This is a genomic window from Chryseobacterium sp. AC417, from assembly GCF_979258215.1.
The window spans coordinates 588,498-603,148 of record NZ_OZ409845.1; the positions used below are offsets into that span (position 1 = coordinate 588,498).

The window sequence follows — 14,651 nt, forward strand, 5'->3', positions numbered from 1 at the left end:
TGTATTTTATATTAATGTAAATTTAGTTTGCTAGTCTTTTGCCCAATTCAGACGATCAGCCTGATTATATTGCCAAGGTGCAGCATTGTTTTCTACGTTGGTCATCATTAGATTTAACTCTTGTGGCGCAGCAGACTGCTCCATCACCAGAAATCTTCTCATTTCGAAAATGATTGAAAGGGGATCTAATAAAACCGGACAAGCTTCTGTACAGGCGTTACAGGTTGTACAAGCCCAAAGTTCTTCTTTGGTGATATAATCGTTTAATAATTTCTTTCCGTCATCTTCAAACTTCCCGTTCTTATCGATATTTCTTCCAACTTCTTCCAGACGGTCCCTGGTTTTCATTAAAATCAATCTTGGAGACAATTTTTTACCGGTTATATTTGCAGGACAAACGGAAGTACAACGACCACATTCTGTGCAAGAATAGGCATTAAGTAATTGAACCTGATTCAAATCAAAAACATCTTCAGCACCAAATTTTGACGGAACATCTGCAACAGCACCTTCAGCCGGAGCTGCGTATGGATCTACATTGGGATCCATCATTAATTTAATTTCTGCCGTAACTGAATCTAAATTATTGAATTTTCCGTATAAGTCTAAGTTGGCATACCAAGTACTCGGGAATGCTAAAATAATATGTAAATGTTTAGAATAATAAAGGTAATTCATAAAGAACAGAATTCCCACAAAGTGAAACCACCATGCGGCTCTTTCAGTCCCTATTAGAAAAGAATTACCAAAGCCATTGAACAAAGGAGAAATTAATGTTTCACTAATCGGAAAACTTCCGTGTTCAGCTAAAATTCCTCTTTGCTGTAAAACGAAATCAGAAGCGTTCATTGTGAAAAAAGCAACCATCAAAGCAAATTCAATAATCAAAATCCAGTTGGCATCATTTTTTGGCCATCCGAAAAGTTCTTTCATCGTCAATCTCTTAACGCCATAAAAATTTCTTCTGATGAAAAACAACACCACACCGATGATAACAAGAATTGCTAAAACTTCAAGTGTTGCTGTGAAAATATTGTAAAAAGTATGTCCGAAAATTGTTGCCAGAAAACGATGTGTTCCGAAAATTCCGTCTACAATGATTTCGATTAATTCGATATTGATGATGACAAAGCCTACGTACACAAAAAGGTGAAGAATACCTGCTACAGGTCTTTTCACCATTCTACTCTGTCCCATTGCTACACGAGCCATGGTTTCCCAACGTTCAGCTTTTCTGTCGCTGCGGTTGATTTCTCTTCCTAATCTGATGTTTCTATAAATCTTAAGAAGGCTTTTCCCGAATAACCCAAAGCCTGCAATTAACAGAATCAGAAAAATAATATTGTCAAGATATTGCATAAGGCTGATTAGTCTTTATTATTCTTACCAAATACAGAAAAATTAACGTATTTCTTAGGATTGGCCTTTAAATCTTCAATAAGAGCATTCAAGTTAGTAGAAGCTGCATTCAGATTATTATAGAGTTGGTCATCTTTCATAATCTTACCTAAACTTCCCTCGCCTCTATCAATCCCGGAAACTACATTATTCAGTTTACCAACTGTTGCATCAAGATTAGCAATTGTTTGATTCAATTGTTTTGTGTCAATACTTTCAGCTAAATTTCCGTATTTATCTAAAGTTACTTTTCCGGTCTGCATGGTAACGCTTGCATCATCAAGAACTTTCTGTAATTTAGGATCATTATTTCCAACCAATTTATTGACACTACCTGCAGTACTTTCTAAGGCACCAACAGTTTTGTTTAAATTATGAAGTAATATTTTGATCTCTTCTCTGTTTTGAGCGTTCATAACCTGATTGGCATTCATCATTAAAGAATCTACTCTGTGCAAAACAGTCTGCAACTGATCTTTAACCGGACCAACCTGAGAAGAAAGACTATTCATCATTCCTAGTTTGAAAGCGCCCTGCAAAGTGTCACCGTCTTTCGCAACCATTCCTCCATAAGCAAGATTAACTCTCATCTCTTTACCGCCCATCAGACTCGGTTCAAAAATTTCAAGATTTGAACTTTTTGAAAACACAAAATTATCATCAACGGTAATCTTAACGATAAAATGAATTTTTCCGTCTTTAGCGGTTACCGGAGTAATTTTATCAACCTGCCCCACTTTCAAACCATTGATAGAAACCGGTGAAGACTGTGTAAGACCTTCAACGTTATCATATTTTGCATAAAATATGTTATCGGTGGTAAAAAGACTTCTGCCTTTCATGAATTGGAACAAAATGACAAAGCCAACAACAGCTAAAATACCTATTAAACCAGCTTTTATTTCTTTACTGAACTTCACTTTTTATATTTTTCTAGTAAGCAAATATAGTACATTTAATTTAATGTAAATCTGTATTGCTTTGAGTTAATAACAAAAAAAAGTGGCAAAAACTCTGCCACTTTTTTATATTGTTGATTTTTGATTTTACTGTTGATTTCCAAGTTTGCTCCAGATCTCAATTCTGTAATCATCGATGTCTGCATTATCCTGTAAACTCTTTAGCCAAGACTGACCAAACATTCCTGCATTTCTTTGCGTAACAGATTCTGTAAACTGTTTGGCATCTCCAGGTTGCTTATTGATTGTCTCATTCTTTTTCACTAAAACATACACTCCTGTTCCACCTTCAATAGGGTTAGAAACAACACCTTTTTTAATACCGAATGCCGCACCTGCAACCTTAGGTTCCATTGCACCGGCTACCGATGGGTTCAGGATATTTACCTGTGCAGCTTGTTTTGTAGTGGCAAAAGTTTTTGCTACCTGATCTAAGTTGGTCGCTTTACCTATTTTATCAGAAATCTGCTTAGCAGCTAATTTATTCATTACGGCAGTTTCTATTTGATCTCTTACCGATTCTGGATCTGCAAGACCTTTTTCCTGTTTTCCGTTTAGGTAAACAACAATCTTATCTCCTGTTCCGTCTACTGTGAAAATTTCAGAATCTCCTTTCTCTCTTTTCTTATCAAAAGCCCAAGTGATGATTTCACCATCTTTATCGGTTCCTAAACCTTGTAACTGACCGTCAAATCTTTTTGCAGATTTTGCATTTGAGTATTGATAGTTTGATTTTTTAGCAATATTCACAAAATCATTGAACGATTTCCCTTGCACCTGCTGAATAAATCTTCTTGATTTTTTATCCACCTCGTTTTCAGTAGCTTCAGAAGGCTTGATGGCTTTCACCAAGTGAGCTACCTTGTAACCCATTGTTCCTGCTTTTTTATCTTCAACGTTGATGATATGGAAACCAAAACTTGTTTCAGTTAAACCTGTAGATCCCTTTGCGTTATTTGCCAGGAAAGCTAGATATGGAGGAGCAAACTGGCTTTGAGGAGTTGTCCAGCCCACACTACCGTTTCTTTCAACTGCATTTGGTTCATCAGATAATTTAAGACCTTCTGCAAATTTTGCAGGATTTCCTTTAATCACAGCCATTAAGCTATCAGCAATTTTCTTCGCTTCTTCTTTTGTTCTTGTAGCTGTAGATCTTTCAGCTCCTTTGTAAGCAATTAAAATATGCTTCGACAATGTAGAATCTGAAGCTTTTTTGTCGATCAATTTAGAAACAACATATAAGTTTTGCTCTTTGTAAGGTCCGAAAGTCTGACCTATCGCAGCCGTTTCAATTTTACCCTTCAAACCTTGAGGCATCTGATTGACCGGAACATATTGATTATTAAAAGGAATATCAGAATTTGCTGTTACAAACATTGAATCGTTTGTTGTATTCATAAAGTTTTCCTTTCCTCCGCTTTCGTCTGTTCCTACAGAAAATATTTTTGTAATATCTTTTTGTACTGCAGCCTCATCAGCAGGACTTGGCAGTGAAGGGAAAAATACGATCCCAAGATTTCTGCTGGGTTCAGTTTTGAACATGACAGGATGTTGATCAATATACTTCTTTAGATCCTCGGTAGTAACTTTGATTTTATTTTTTTGAAGATAAGAAGCATAATCAATTTTCACAAAATCGATGTCAGCTAACTGATCTCTTTCTTTCATTAATTCTTCAGCCTCTTTCTTACCTGTCGTGATACCCGTCGAGATATTGGCAAAAACCTGTCTTGCCATGATTCTGTACTCTATCGTTTTTCTGGTTTTCAACCACTGGTTGTAGCCTTCAGGGTTTGTATTTTGAAGTGTTTCAATCTCTTTCTTCAATTCCTGAAGTTTGAAATTGCCTTTTTCGTCAAAAAGCTGTTGATTCTGAGCAAACATTTGGTCAAACTGAATTTGATTCCAGAACAAATCATCTGTCATTTCAAACCCCATTTTCTCAAACTGCTGCTTTACCAGTTTTGATTGTACAAGCAGTTGCCAAGCCTGTTCTTCAAGTCCGTTTTTGGGTTGCTGCTGTTGTTCAGCCTGCTGCTGTAATATGAAAAGCTGGTCGTTATACTCCTCACGGGTAATTTTTTCACCATTTACTTTTCCTAAAATATCAGGATTTGGTCCAAAAACTTTATCGAGACTTTCTGGGTTTACCAAAAACGCCAAAAGCGCCAATGCGATCATTCCCATTAAAAGCCAAGGTCTACTCCTAATCTGTCCTAAAATTGCCATTTTATAAATATAGTTTTATATCAGTGTGCGAAAATACACATTTTTAAGAAATTACAGAAATATAAGTCGTTTTTTTAATTTTTAAAATTCTATATCGCTTAAAATGGAAATTTTGACCGTATTTTTTATCAAAAAACAAATGGCATAAGTATTGTGAAAATTACTTACACATTATATGCAAAGCTTTTCTTAAACATATTTTGATTTTATCCTTTAACGATTAAACCTATAAATGACAATTTGTCATTCAACTTATATTATGACAGAATTTGAAGATATAAATTTTGATGAAATCTTAGGCAACGGATTTGACATTGTAGCCGAAGAAATCAATCTTTCTGATATTGACGAAACAGCAAAAAACTCTCAACAAACCATTTTCCCAATACTTCCGGTGCGAAATATGGTGATGTTCCCGAATGTGGTAATTCCTATTACCGCGGGGAGAAAAACTTCTATTCAACTTCTAGAAGAAGCTCAGCAAAACGGTGACTTCATCGGAATCGTAAGCCAGAAAAACTCTGATATTGAGCAGCCTACCGAAAAAGATTTTCATCAAATTGGCACTTTAGCAAAAATTATAAAAATCATCAAACTTCCGGAAGGAAATGTAACCGCAATTACAAAAGGTTTCCACCGGTTCAAGATCAAAAAAATCACTGGTAACCAGCCTTATTTTAAAGCTGAAATTACGAGATTAAAAGATGCTAAAGCGAAAAATAAAGAAGAATACGAAGCACTGCTAGAAAATGTAAAAGATTTAGCTTTAAAGATTATTGAACTTGATCCGAACATTCCCAATGCAGCTAATTTTGCAATAAAAAACATCAATAACAATGATGATTTATTGAATTTTATCTGTACAAATGCAAGTTTCCCTTATGCAGAAAAGCAAAAATTGCTTGAAGAAAAAAGCCTGATGGAAAGAGCCAATAAGTGCTACGAAATGATGCATGAAGATTTCAGAAAGCTGGAATTGAGAAATCAAATTCACCAGAAAACTTCGAAAGATCTTGATAAGCAACAAAGAGAATATTTTCTGAATCAACAAATCAGAACTATTCAGGATGAATTGGGTGGCGGACCGGAAAGTGATGTAGAAGATCTATTAAAAAAAGCCAGCGTAAAAAACTGGAAACCTGAAGTTGAAGAACATTTTCAAAAGGAAATCGGAAGATTGCAAAGACAAAATCCTAATTCTCCGGATTATAATGTTCAGAGAAATTATCTTGATTTCTTCACAGATCTTCCGTGGGAGACCTTTACCAAAGATACTTTTGATATAGAAAAGGCTGAAAAAGTTTTAGACAAAGCTCATTTCGGTTTAGAAGATATCAAAAAAAGAATTTTGGAACACATGGCTGTTCTGAAGCTTAAAAACAACATGAAATCTCCCATTTTATTATTAGTGGGACCTCCGGGAGTTGGAAAAACTTCTCTTGGTAAATCTGTTGCTGATGCTTTGGGAAGAAAATATGTGCGTGTTTCTTTGGGCGGACTGCACGATGAAAGCGAAATCCGTGGTCACAGAAAAACCTACATCGGTGCGATGGCGGGAAGAATTCTTCAATCGATTAAAAAGTCGGGAACCTCAAATCCTGTCATTGTCTTAGACGAAATTGATAAAGTGGGAAAAGGTATGCACGGTGACCCGAGCTCGGCTTTGCTTGAAGTTCTTGACCCTGAACAAAACAATACTTTCTACGATAATTTCCTTGAAATGGGGTATGATTTGTCTAAAGTAATGTTTCTGGCAACGGCAAACTCTCTTTCAACCATTCAGACTCCGCTTTTAGACAGAATGGAAATCATTCAGATTGCAGGATATACTTTGGAAGAAAAAATTGAAATTGCAAAGAGACATTTAATTAAAAAGCAGCAGGAAGAAAACGGTTTGACGGCAAAATCTTTCAAACTCGGAAATCCTGAACTGAAACATATCATTGAAGCACACACTTCCGAAAGCGGTGTGAGAACTTTAGAAAAAAGAATTGCTGCGATTGCAAGATGGGTAGCGTTGCAAACTGCTTTGGTAAAAGACTATGATACAAAAATTTCTGTTGAAAAAGTTGACGAAATTTTAGGAGTACCAAGACCGAAAAGTTTATCTGAATTAACTGATGTTCCCGGTGTCGTAACCGGATTGGCATGGACGAGCGTTGGAGGTGACATTTTATTTATTGAAAGCATCGTCAGCAACGGAAAAGGAAACCTTACCATGACCGGAAACCTGGGAACGGTGATGAAAGAATCTGCAACGATTGCTCTGGAATATATTAAAGCTAAACATGAAGACTTAGGAATTACAGAGGATGATTTGGAAAAGAAAAACATCCACGTTCACGTTCCTGAAGGTGCAACTCCAAAAGACGGACCTTCTGCCGGTATTGCGATGTTGACTTCTATGGTTTCTACATTCAGAAATAAAAAAGTAAAACCGCATCTGGCAATGACCGGAGAAATTACTTTAAGAGGAAAAGTACTTCCTGTAGGCGGAATTAAAGAAAAACTTCTTGCAGCAACAAGAGCAGGAATTAAAGAAGTGATCCTTTGTGAGGCCAACAGAAAAGATGTTGAAGAGATTAAACAGGATTATCTTAAAAACCTGAAAGTAAATTATGTAAACTGGATGACTGAAGTTCTTGAACTCGCCATCGAAAAATAAATTTTTAGCAACAAAATCTAAAACCTCATCATAAAACGGTGGGGTTTTTGTTATGTGTAGAAAAACTTATCCATGAATATTTTTAAACTTCCTTTTCTTCTCAAACTTGCACTTGCAGTAGTTGCAATCATTGGAATTGGTTATCTCATCAATCTGGGGCAGAGCATTTTGGCTCCGTTCTTTTTAGCCTTTCTGATGGCTATGCTGTTTTTGCCGATTGCCAATTTTTTTGAAAAGAAACTGAAGCTTCCAAGATCCATTTCTACAATTATTTCTGTTACCATGATGTTGGTCATTCTTACCGGATTGATCTTTTTCTTTGGTTCACAGATTTCCAGTTTCAGCAGAGATGTTCCGCATTTGTCGAAGCAGGCAAACATGGTTTTTCACAATCTTCAGACGTGGGTTTCTCATACTTTTAATGTAAAAATTGATGAGCAGCTCGATTATCTGGATCAGGGTCTAAGCAAACTTTTATCTTCTTCAGGAGTGATTTTAGGGTTTACATTCGGGATTTTCTCATCAAGTCTTGGCTTTTTGACATTTTTCATCCTTTTTTTCATCTTCATTTTAAATTACAGAAGAATCTTAAATAATTTTATTGTTGACGTATTTAATGAAAAACACAAATCCAGTGTTCAGGAAGTGGTATCTGAAGTGAGAATCATGACCAAAAGATATATCATCGGACTTTGTCTTCAGATATTGATTGTTTCTGTATTAACGACCACAGTTCTGACTGTTTTAGGGGTAAAATATGCCATTTTATTAGGTGTTTTAACAGGATTATTAAATGTAATTCCATACATCGGTATCTGCATTTCACTTTTAATTTCATGCTTTATTGCATTTGCTACAGGCACGGTTTCTACTTGTGTTTATGTGGCAATTGGTTACGTCATCGTTCATGTGATTGACGGAAATATTATTCTTCCGTTCGTTGTAGGCTCTAAAGTAAAAATCAATGCATTATTTTCTTTTATCGGAATTCTTTTAGGAGAACATTTATGGGGAATTTCAGGAATGTTTCTCTGTATTCCTGCTATCGCAATGATCAAAATTATTTTTGAACGAGTGGAAGGTTTACAACCTTGGGGAAGGCTTCTTGGGGAGGATCAGAAACCCAACAAAAAGAGAAAAAGTTATAAAATATCAAAGAACATTACCTTTAAAGAAATGGATTAAAAATAAAAAGCCCGCCTCACCATTAGTGAAACGGACTTTTTTATAAATTTATTCGTGAGACAAATTCTCTTTTATATTTATCCTAATGGACAAAGAGGACTCATACCGTTGGGACAAGTTTGATCACAAGGAATGTATGACTGACTATCCGGACAATAACCCAAAACAGGATCACCTCCTCCACCAGAACCGCCTAAACAAGGATCTCCCGGTGGAATTATACATGGGCATCCGATTGGTCCTATATCACATCTTCCAGAACCACCCGCTCCGCTAATTCCTTTTAAATCTGAACGATTTAATTTTTTAAAGTTTTTCAACATAATTTTAATATTTTAGTTTGATTGGTAAACAAATATATAAAATTTAATAATGTAAAATAAAATTATTTCTCTACCAAGAGAATAGAAAATGATTTATTTAAAAATTACAAATGAATAACTAATTTTATTTAATTTTAATAAAAAAATCAATTCATGAAAATTATTAAATTTATTATCAGTCTGCTTTTCGGTTTAATGTTCATCAACGCCGGATTAAACAAGTTTCTCAATTACATGCCAATGCCAGAACAAACACCGGAACAAATGAAAGTTTTCGAAGCTTTCAATCAGTTACATTGGTTAATGCCATTAGTGGGAGCTGTAGAAGTTATTGGTGGTTTATTATCTATCTTTCCAAAAACAAGAGCTTTAGGAGCAATTGTGATTTTACCGGTAATGATTGGAATTGTTCTTCATGTTTTCACAATCGACAAATCCACAACGGGAATGTCAATCGCCGGAGTTCTTTTTCTCATCAATCTTTGGATGATTATCGACAATAAAGATAAATATAAAGCTTTGTTAAAATAGAAAAATCAATGGTCAATTGTAAATATTGCTTCGCAAGTGAATTTTAAAAATTAACAAGCAAGGGGAATTGACAATTGACCATTCAAATATATTAAACAAATGCGCTGAAACCGGTAATCGATCTTCCGACAATCAGTGAGTTAATTTCTTTGGTTCCTTCGTAAGAATAAATTGCTTCTGCATCAGCTACAAATCTTGCAACGTTATATTCCAGCAAAATTCCGTTTCCGCCTAAGACTTCACGTGCTCTGGAAACAATATCCCGCGTTCGCATTGTACAAAAAACTTTGGCTAAAGAAGCGTGCTCGTCTTTTAAAATTCCTTCATCCTGCATTTCAGACAATCTGAAAACCATGGTTTGCATTGCCGTAAGATTAGAAAGCATTTCTACCAAATGCCCCTGAATCATTTGAAATGAAGCAATAGGCTTTCCGAATTGCTCTCTCGTTCTTGTATAATCTAATGCACTTTCATAAGCTCCTCTTGCACAACCTGTCGCCATCCAGGCCACTCCAGCTCGTGTCATTCTTAAAACTTTTGCTGTGTCTTTGAATGAATTGGCGTTTTGCAATCTGTTTTCTTCGGTAACGATACAATCTTTTAAGGTTATCAAACCATTTTGAACGATTCTTAAAGCCATTTTCCCTTTTATTTTTTCGACAGCATAACCGGGATTGTCTTTTTCTATGATGAAACCTTTCACTTCACCATCGCCTAAATCTCGTGCCCAAATGATAATTAAATCAGCAAAGGTTGCGTTTCCAATCCATTTTTTCTGACCATTTAAAATCCAGCCTTCCGGAGTTTTTTTGCAGGTTACCGTTAAACCTCCTGCAGCTCCGGAGCCCACTTCAGGCTCTGTTAACCCGAAAGCTCCTATTTTCTCAAATTTCTGCATTTGAGGAAGCCATTTTTGTTTCTGTTCTTCTGAGCCGCAGATATAAATAGAACCCATCGACAAACCAGATTGTACTCCAAAAAAAGTAGCAATTGAGGCATCAACCCGAGCCATTTCCATTGCGATCACACCTTCCATCAGAAAAGGCATGCCTTTGCATCCGTAGCCTTCATAAGTTACACCACAGATATCTAATTTTTGAAATTTTGGGATTAATTCATGCGGAAATTCATCTCGCAACCAATAATGATTCACCAAAGGTTTCACTTCTTTTTCCATAAATTCCCGCACTTTTTGCTGAACTTCTCTTTGTTCCGGCGTCAACGTGTGATAAATGTCGTAGAAATCGCCATCAATGGGCGGAAGTTCTTTTTTCACTTTATTAGGATCGAGCATTTTCATCATTCCCTTCAGCTGTTTATCATCCAGCTTGGAAAAGTTCTCCATGAGTTTGGGGAGATTTACTTTTTGCGAAATTTGGCTTAATTGATCAAAATCGATTGATTTAAATAATTCTATGGCGTTTCTGATTTTGGAAAAAGTGTTAGACATGTTGAATTTGGTTTTGATTTGTAAAATTCAAGCAAAAATCAATCCGAAATACCACAGACAAAGACTTTCACATTTTACAAAATATTGATTTACAATAATTTAAATCGATTATTTATTTACAAATTTTTTACTTTTCATTTTCAAACATTACAAACGTTTCGTCCTCAACTTTGAAGTAAGCAAATCAACTAAACATTTAAATCATGAAAACTACAAACATCAGATTAACCTTTGCAGCAGCAATTCTTTTAGGAATCTATTCATGTAAGAAAGGAGAAGTATCAACAAGTGACTATGAAATGTCTGTAGCAGCAGATTCAGCATCTACAAATATTTCTGACAGCGTTTCGTCAGTTGCCACAATGTCTGTAAAAGACAAGCAATTCATCAAAACAGCCAACGTCAACATGGAAGTAAAAGATGTTTACGAAACAACAATTTCTATGGAAAAATCTGTTCAGGAACTCGGCGGGTTTGTTACCCATAGCAATCTGCATAGCAATGTTGTTTCCGAAGAAACCTTTAACACGTCTAACGAAGAAGCGATACTTGTCAAGAAATATCAAACGGAAAACACTATGCAGGTTCGTATTCCCACTCAAAAACTGGGTGAATTTTTAACGTTGATTAATGATAAAAAGCTTTTTCTCAATTCAAGAATTATTAACGCTGAAGATGTAACTGCAAGTATAAAATATGCAGAACTGGAAGTCAAAAGAATCAAGAAAACCGGCGAAAATATTTCAGAACTTAAAACTACAAAGGATAAAGTGAATATGAGTGATGAAAATATGTCTGAAGAAAATCAACAACAACTCGCTAATATCAATGTTGCTGATCATTTAAAGTACAGCACAGTCGACATTTACATTAAAGAACCTAAGCTTCGTATTGCAGAAATTGCGGTAACCAATTCTCAAAATATTGACAACAAATACAAATTTAATTTTGTGTATGATATTAAAAACGCTTTTGTGGAAGGTTTTTATTTAATTCAAAAAATTCTTGTGGGATTGGTTACAATTTGGCCGATTGTACTCATTGCAGGTATTGCATTTTATTTTTACCGAAAAAATAAACTTAATAAGAAATCAATTCAGATTACCAAAGAATAAATCTGGCATCCTAACCTTTTGGTTATTCATATAAATAATGTGTAACCTCTGCATTTTGTAGAGGTTTTCTTATTTCCTAATCTTAAAGTTTAATTTGTGCATTCCAAAGTAATCGATTTTTAATCCTCAATTAACATCATTGCCCGAAAATTCCGTAAATTTGCCAATTGAAATTTAATTAATATGATTTATAGAATTTATTCAAAATAATTCCTAAATCCTATAATCTCTCCTATAATATGTTATCAAAAATAAATCCTACACAAACCAATAGCTGGAAAGCACTCGACGAGCATTTTGCAAATAATGATTTTGAATTGAGAAGCGTTTTTCAATACAATCCGAACCGTTTTGAAGAGTTTTCAATCAAAAATGAAAATTACCTTTTTGATTATTCTAAAAACTTAATTGATTCGAGAACGAAAGAACTTTTATTGAATTTAGCAGAAGAATGTGAATTGAAGGAGGCTATTTCTAAGATGTTTTCGGGAGATAAGATCAATGAAACAGAAGGAAGAGCAGTGCTGCATACCGCTTTGAGAGATTTTTCTGATAAAGAAATTTTGGTAGACGGCGAAAATATCAAGCCACAGATCAAAAGAGTTCTTGACCACATGAAAGCTTTTTCTGAAAACGTTATTTCAGGAAATCACAAAGGGTTTAGCGGAAAAGAAATCACCGATGTTGTGAATATCGGAATCGGAGGTTCAGATTTGGGACCTGTGATGGTTGTTTCGGCTTTGAAACATTTTAAAACAAGACTGGATGTTCACTTCGTTTCCAACGTAGACGGAAATCATATGGCAGAAGTTGTAAAAGATTTAAATCCTGAAACTACTTTATTCATCATTGCTTCTAAGACATTTACAACTCAGGAAACAATGACCAATGCCAATTCTGCCAAAGACTGGTTTTTAAAAGCAGGAAAACAGGAAGATGTTGCAAAACATTTCGTGGCTTTATCAACTAATGTTCAAGCAGTAAAAGACTTTGGGATTGCAGAAGAAAACATCTTCGAATTTTGGGATTGGGTCGGCGGAAGATATTCATTGTGGAGTGCAATTGGTTTAAGCATCGTTCTTTCAGTTGGATATGAAAATTTCGAACAATTATTAAAAGGAGCTGAAAATACAGATCAACATTTTCAGACAGCAGATTTCTCTGAAAACGTTCCTGTGTTGATGGGACTTTTAGGAATTTGGTACCGTAATTTCTATGCAGCTACGACGTATGCAATTTTACCTTATTCTCAATATCTTGACCGTTTCGCAGCATATCTACAACAAGGAGATATGGAAAGTAACGGAAAATGTGTGGACAGAAACGGTGAATTTGTAGAATACGAAACAGGTCCAATCATTTGGGGAGAACCAGGGACAAATGGTCAACATGCTTTCTATCAATTGATTCACCAGGGAACAGAATTAATTCCTGCGGATTTCATTGCGTATGCAAAAAGCCCAAACAAAGTTTCTGACCATCAGGATAAATTGCTAGCTAACTTTTTTGCACAAACTGAGGCTCTTGCCTTCGGAAAGACAGAAGAAGAAGTTGAAGAAGAATTAAAAGCTGCCGGAAAATCTGAAGAAGAGATTGATTTCTTATTAAACTACAAAGTCTTCCATGGAAATACTCCCACGAACTCATTAATGATCAATGAATTAACACCATTTTCATTAGGACAGTTGATTGCAATGTATGAGCATAAGATTTTTGTACAGGGTGTAATCTGGAATATATTCAGTTTCGACCAGTTCGGTGTAGAATTGGGAAAAGTATTGGCAAACAAAATCTTACCGGAACTTGAAAACAATGAGACAATTAGCTCGCATGATAGTTCTACGAACGGGTTGATTAATTATTATAAATCAAATAAATAAATCGAAATAAATATCTAATAAAAGTAACATGGCAGAAATTCTTGACGGATTAAAAGTTTCCAAAGAAATCAAAGCAGAAATCAAAGTTGAAGTTGATAAAATTCTTGACAGCAAAAAAAGAGCTCCGCATTTGGTCGCAATTCTTGTTGGGAACAACGGAGCGAGTAAGGCGTATGTAAATGCTAAAGTGAAAGACTGTGAAGAAGTAGGTTTTCAATCAAGCTTAATTAAATTTCCGAGCACAGTTTCTGAATCTGAATTATTAGAAAAGATTGACGAGCTCAATAAATCAAAAGCTGTTGACGGTTTTATCGTTCAGTTACCTTTACCGGATCAGATTGATCAGGAAAAAATTATCAATGCGATTGATCCAAGAAAAGATGTGGATGGTTTCCACCCTGAAAACTTTGGGAAAATGGCTTTGGAAATGGATACATTTTTACCTGCTACTCCATTCGGAATTCTGACATTACTGGAAAGATATAATATCGAAACGAAAGGTAAGGATTGTGTCATCATCGGAAGAAGTAAAATCGTTGGAAGACCTATGAGTATTTTGATGGGGAGAAAAGATTTCCCGGGAAATTCTACTGTGACTTTAACACACTCTTACACTAAAGATATCGAAGAGTATACTAAAAAAGCAGACATCGTAATTACCGCTTTGGGAGATCCTCACTTTTTAAAGGGCGAGATGATCAAAGACGGAGCAGTAATTATTGACGTAGGAATTACCAGAGTAGACAACGATTCTCCAAAAGGATATTATTTGGCAGGTGACGTAGATTTTGACAGTTGTGCAGAAAAAGCAAGCTGGATCACGCCTGTTCCTGGTGGAGTGGGACCAATGACCAGAGCAATGTTGATGAAAAACACCATTATTGCTTACAAAACTTCAGTCTATAACGACTAATTT

Annotated in this window: 11 protein-coding genes; 6 read left to right on the plus strand and 5 right to left on the minus strand. The window is 35.4% G+C overall.

Annotated elements, in window-relative coordinates:
- Positions 1-30: 30 nt before the first annotated feature.
- The 3 genes from ACZZ9T_RS02805 to ACZZ9T_RS02815 all read right to left on the minus strand — a co-directional run bounded on the left by ACZZ9T_RS02805 (position 31) and on the right by ACZZ9T_RS02815 (position 4,586).
- Entirely contained in the window at positions 31-1,359 is a 1,329-nt protein-coding gene (locus ACZZ9T_RS02805) for a 4Fe-4S dicluster domain-containing protein (RefSeq protein WP_463440833.1), read from the minus strand.
- An 8-nt stretch (positions 1,360-1,367) separates the two neighbouring features.
- Positions 1,368-2,318, minus strand: a complete 951-nt coding sequence (locus tag ACZZ9T_RS02810; RefSeq protein WP_463440834.1) for an MlaD family protein — start codon at positions 2,316-2,318, stop codon at positions 1,368-1,370.
- Between the two features lie 126 nt (positions 2,319-2,444).
- The gene (locus tag ACZZ9T_RS02815; protein WP_463440835.1) at positions 2,445-4,586 is read right to left on the minus strand and encodes a SurA N-terminal domain-containing protein; all 2,142 of its coding nucleotides are present in this window, start codon (positions 4,584-4,586) and stop codon (positions 2,445-2,447) included.
- Positions 4,587-4,845: 259 nt separating this feature from the next.
- Here ACZZ9T_RS02815 and lon point away from each other — a divergent pair, with 259 nt between their 5' ends.
- Both lon and ACZZ9T_RS02825 read left to right on the plus strand, forming a co-directional pair.
- The gene (gene lon / locus ACZZ9T_RS02820) at positions 4,846-7,251 is read left to right on the plus strand and encodes an endopeptidase La (protein ID WP_463440836.1); all 2,406 of its coding nucleotides are present in this window, start codon (positions 4,846-4,848) and stop codon (positions 7,249-7,251) included.
- Between the two features lie 72 nt (positions 7,252-7,323).
- The gene (locus tag ACZZ9T_RS02825) at positions 7,324-8,436 is read left to right on the plus strand and encodes an AI-2E family transporter (protein WP_463440837.1); all 1,113 of its coding nucleotides are present in this window, start codon (positions 7,324-7,326) and stop codon (positions 8,434-8,436) included.
- 77 nt (positions 8,437-8,513) lie between these two features.
- On the opposite strand, the gene ACZZ9T_RS02830 is transcribed toward ACZZ9T_RS02825, so the two are convergent.
- Entirely contained in the window at positions 8,514-8,759 is a 246-nt protein-coding gene (locus tag ACZZ9T_RS02830) for a bacteriocin-like protein (protein WP_463440838.1), read from the minus strand.
- A gap of 153 nt (positions 8,760-8,912) precedes the next feature.
- Between ACZZ9T_RS02830 and ACZZ9T_RS02835 the strand changes: the two genes are divergently transcribed.
- A complete protein-coding gene (locus ACZZ9T_RS02835) occupies positions 8,913-9,290 on the plus strand; it encodes a MauE/DoxX family redox-associated membrane protein (RefSeq protein ID WP_463440839.1) in 378 nt (125 codons plus the stop codon).
- A gap of 91 nt (positions 9,291-9,381) precedes the next feature.
- Here the strand turns inward: ACZZ9T_RS02835 and ACZZ9T_RS02840 are convergent, their stop codons facing one another.
- Positions 9,382-10,740 carry an acyl-CoA dehydrogenase family protein gene (locus tag ACZZ9T_RS02840; RefSeq protein WP_463440840.1) on the minus strand — a complete coding sequence of 453 codons (1,359 nt, stop codon included), beginning with the start codon at positions 10,738-10,740 and terminating at the stop codon, positions 9,382-9,384.
- Between the two features lie 203 nt (positions 10,741-10,943).
- Here ACZZ9T_RS02840 and ACZZ9T_RS02845 point away from each other — a divergent pair, with 203 nt between their 5' ends.
- From ACZZ9T_RS02845 to ACZZ9T_RS02855, 3 genes are all read left to right on the plus strand, one after another.
- Positions 10,944-11,855: a DUF4349 domain-containing protein gene (locus tag ACZZ9T_RS02845; protein WP_463440841.1), complete on the plus strand. Its 912-nt coding sequence runs from the start codon at positions 10,944-10,946 to the stop codon at positions 11,853-11,855.
- A gap of 239 nt (positions 11,856-12,094) precedes the next feature.
- Positions 12,095-13,735: a glucose-6-phosphate isomerase gene (pgi, locus tag ACZZ9T_RS02850; protein ID WP_463440842.1), complete on the plus strand. Its 1,641-nt coding sequence runs from the start codon at positions 12,095-12,097 to the stop codon at positions 13,733-13,735.
- 28 nt (positions 13,736-13,763) lie between these two features.
- A complete protein-coding gene (locus tag ACZZ9T_RS02855; protein WP_463440843.1) occupies positions 13,764-14,648 on the plus strand; it encodes a bifunctional 5,10-methylenetetrahydrofolate dehydrogenase/5,10-methenyltetrahydrofolate cyclohydrolase in 885 nt (294 codons plus the stop codon).
- Positions 14,649-14,651 lie beyond the last annotated feature (3 nt).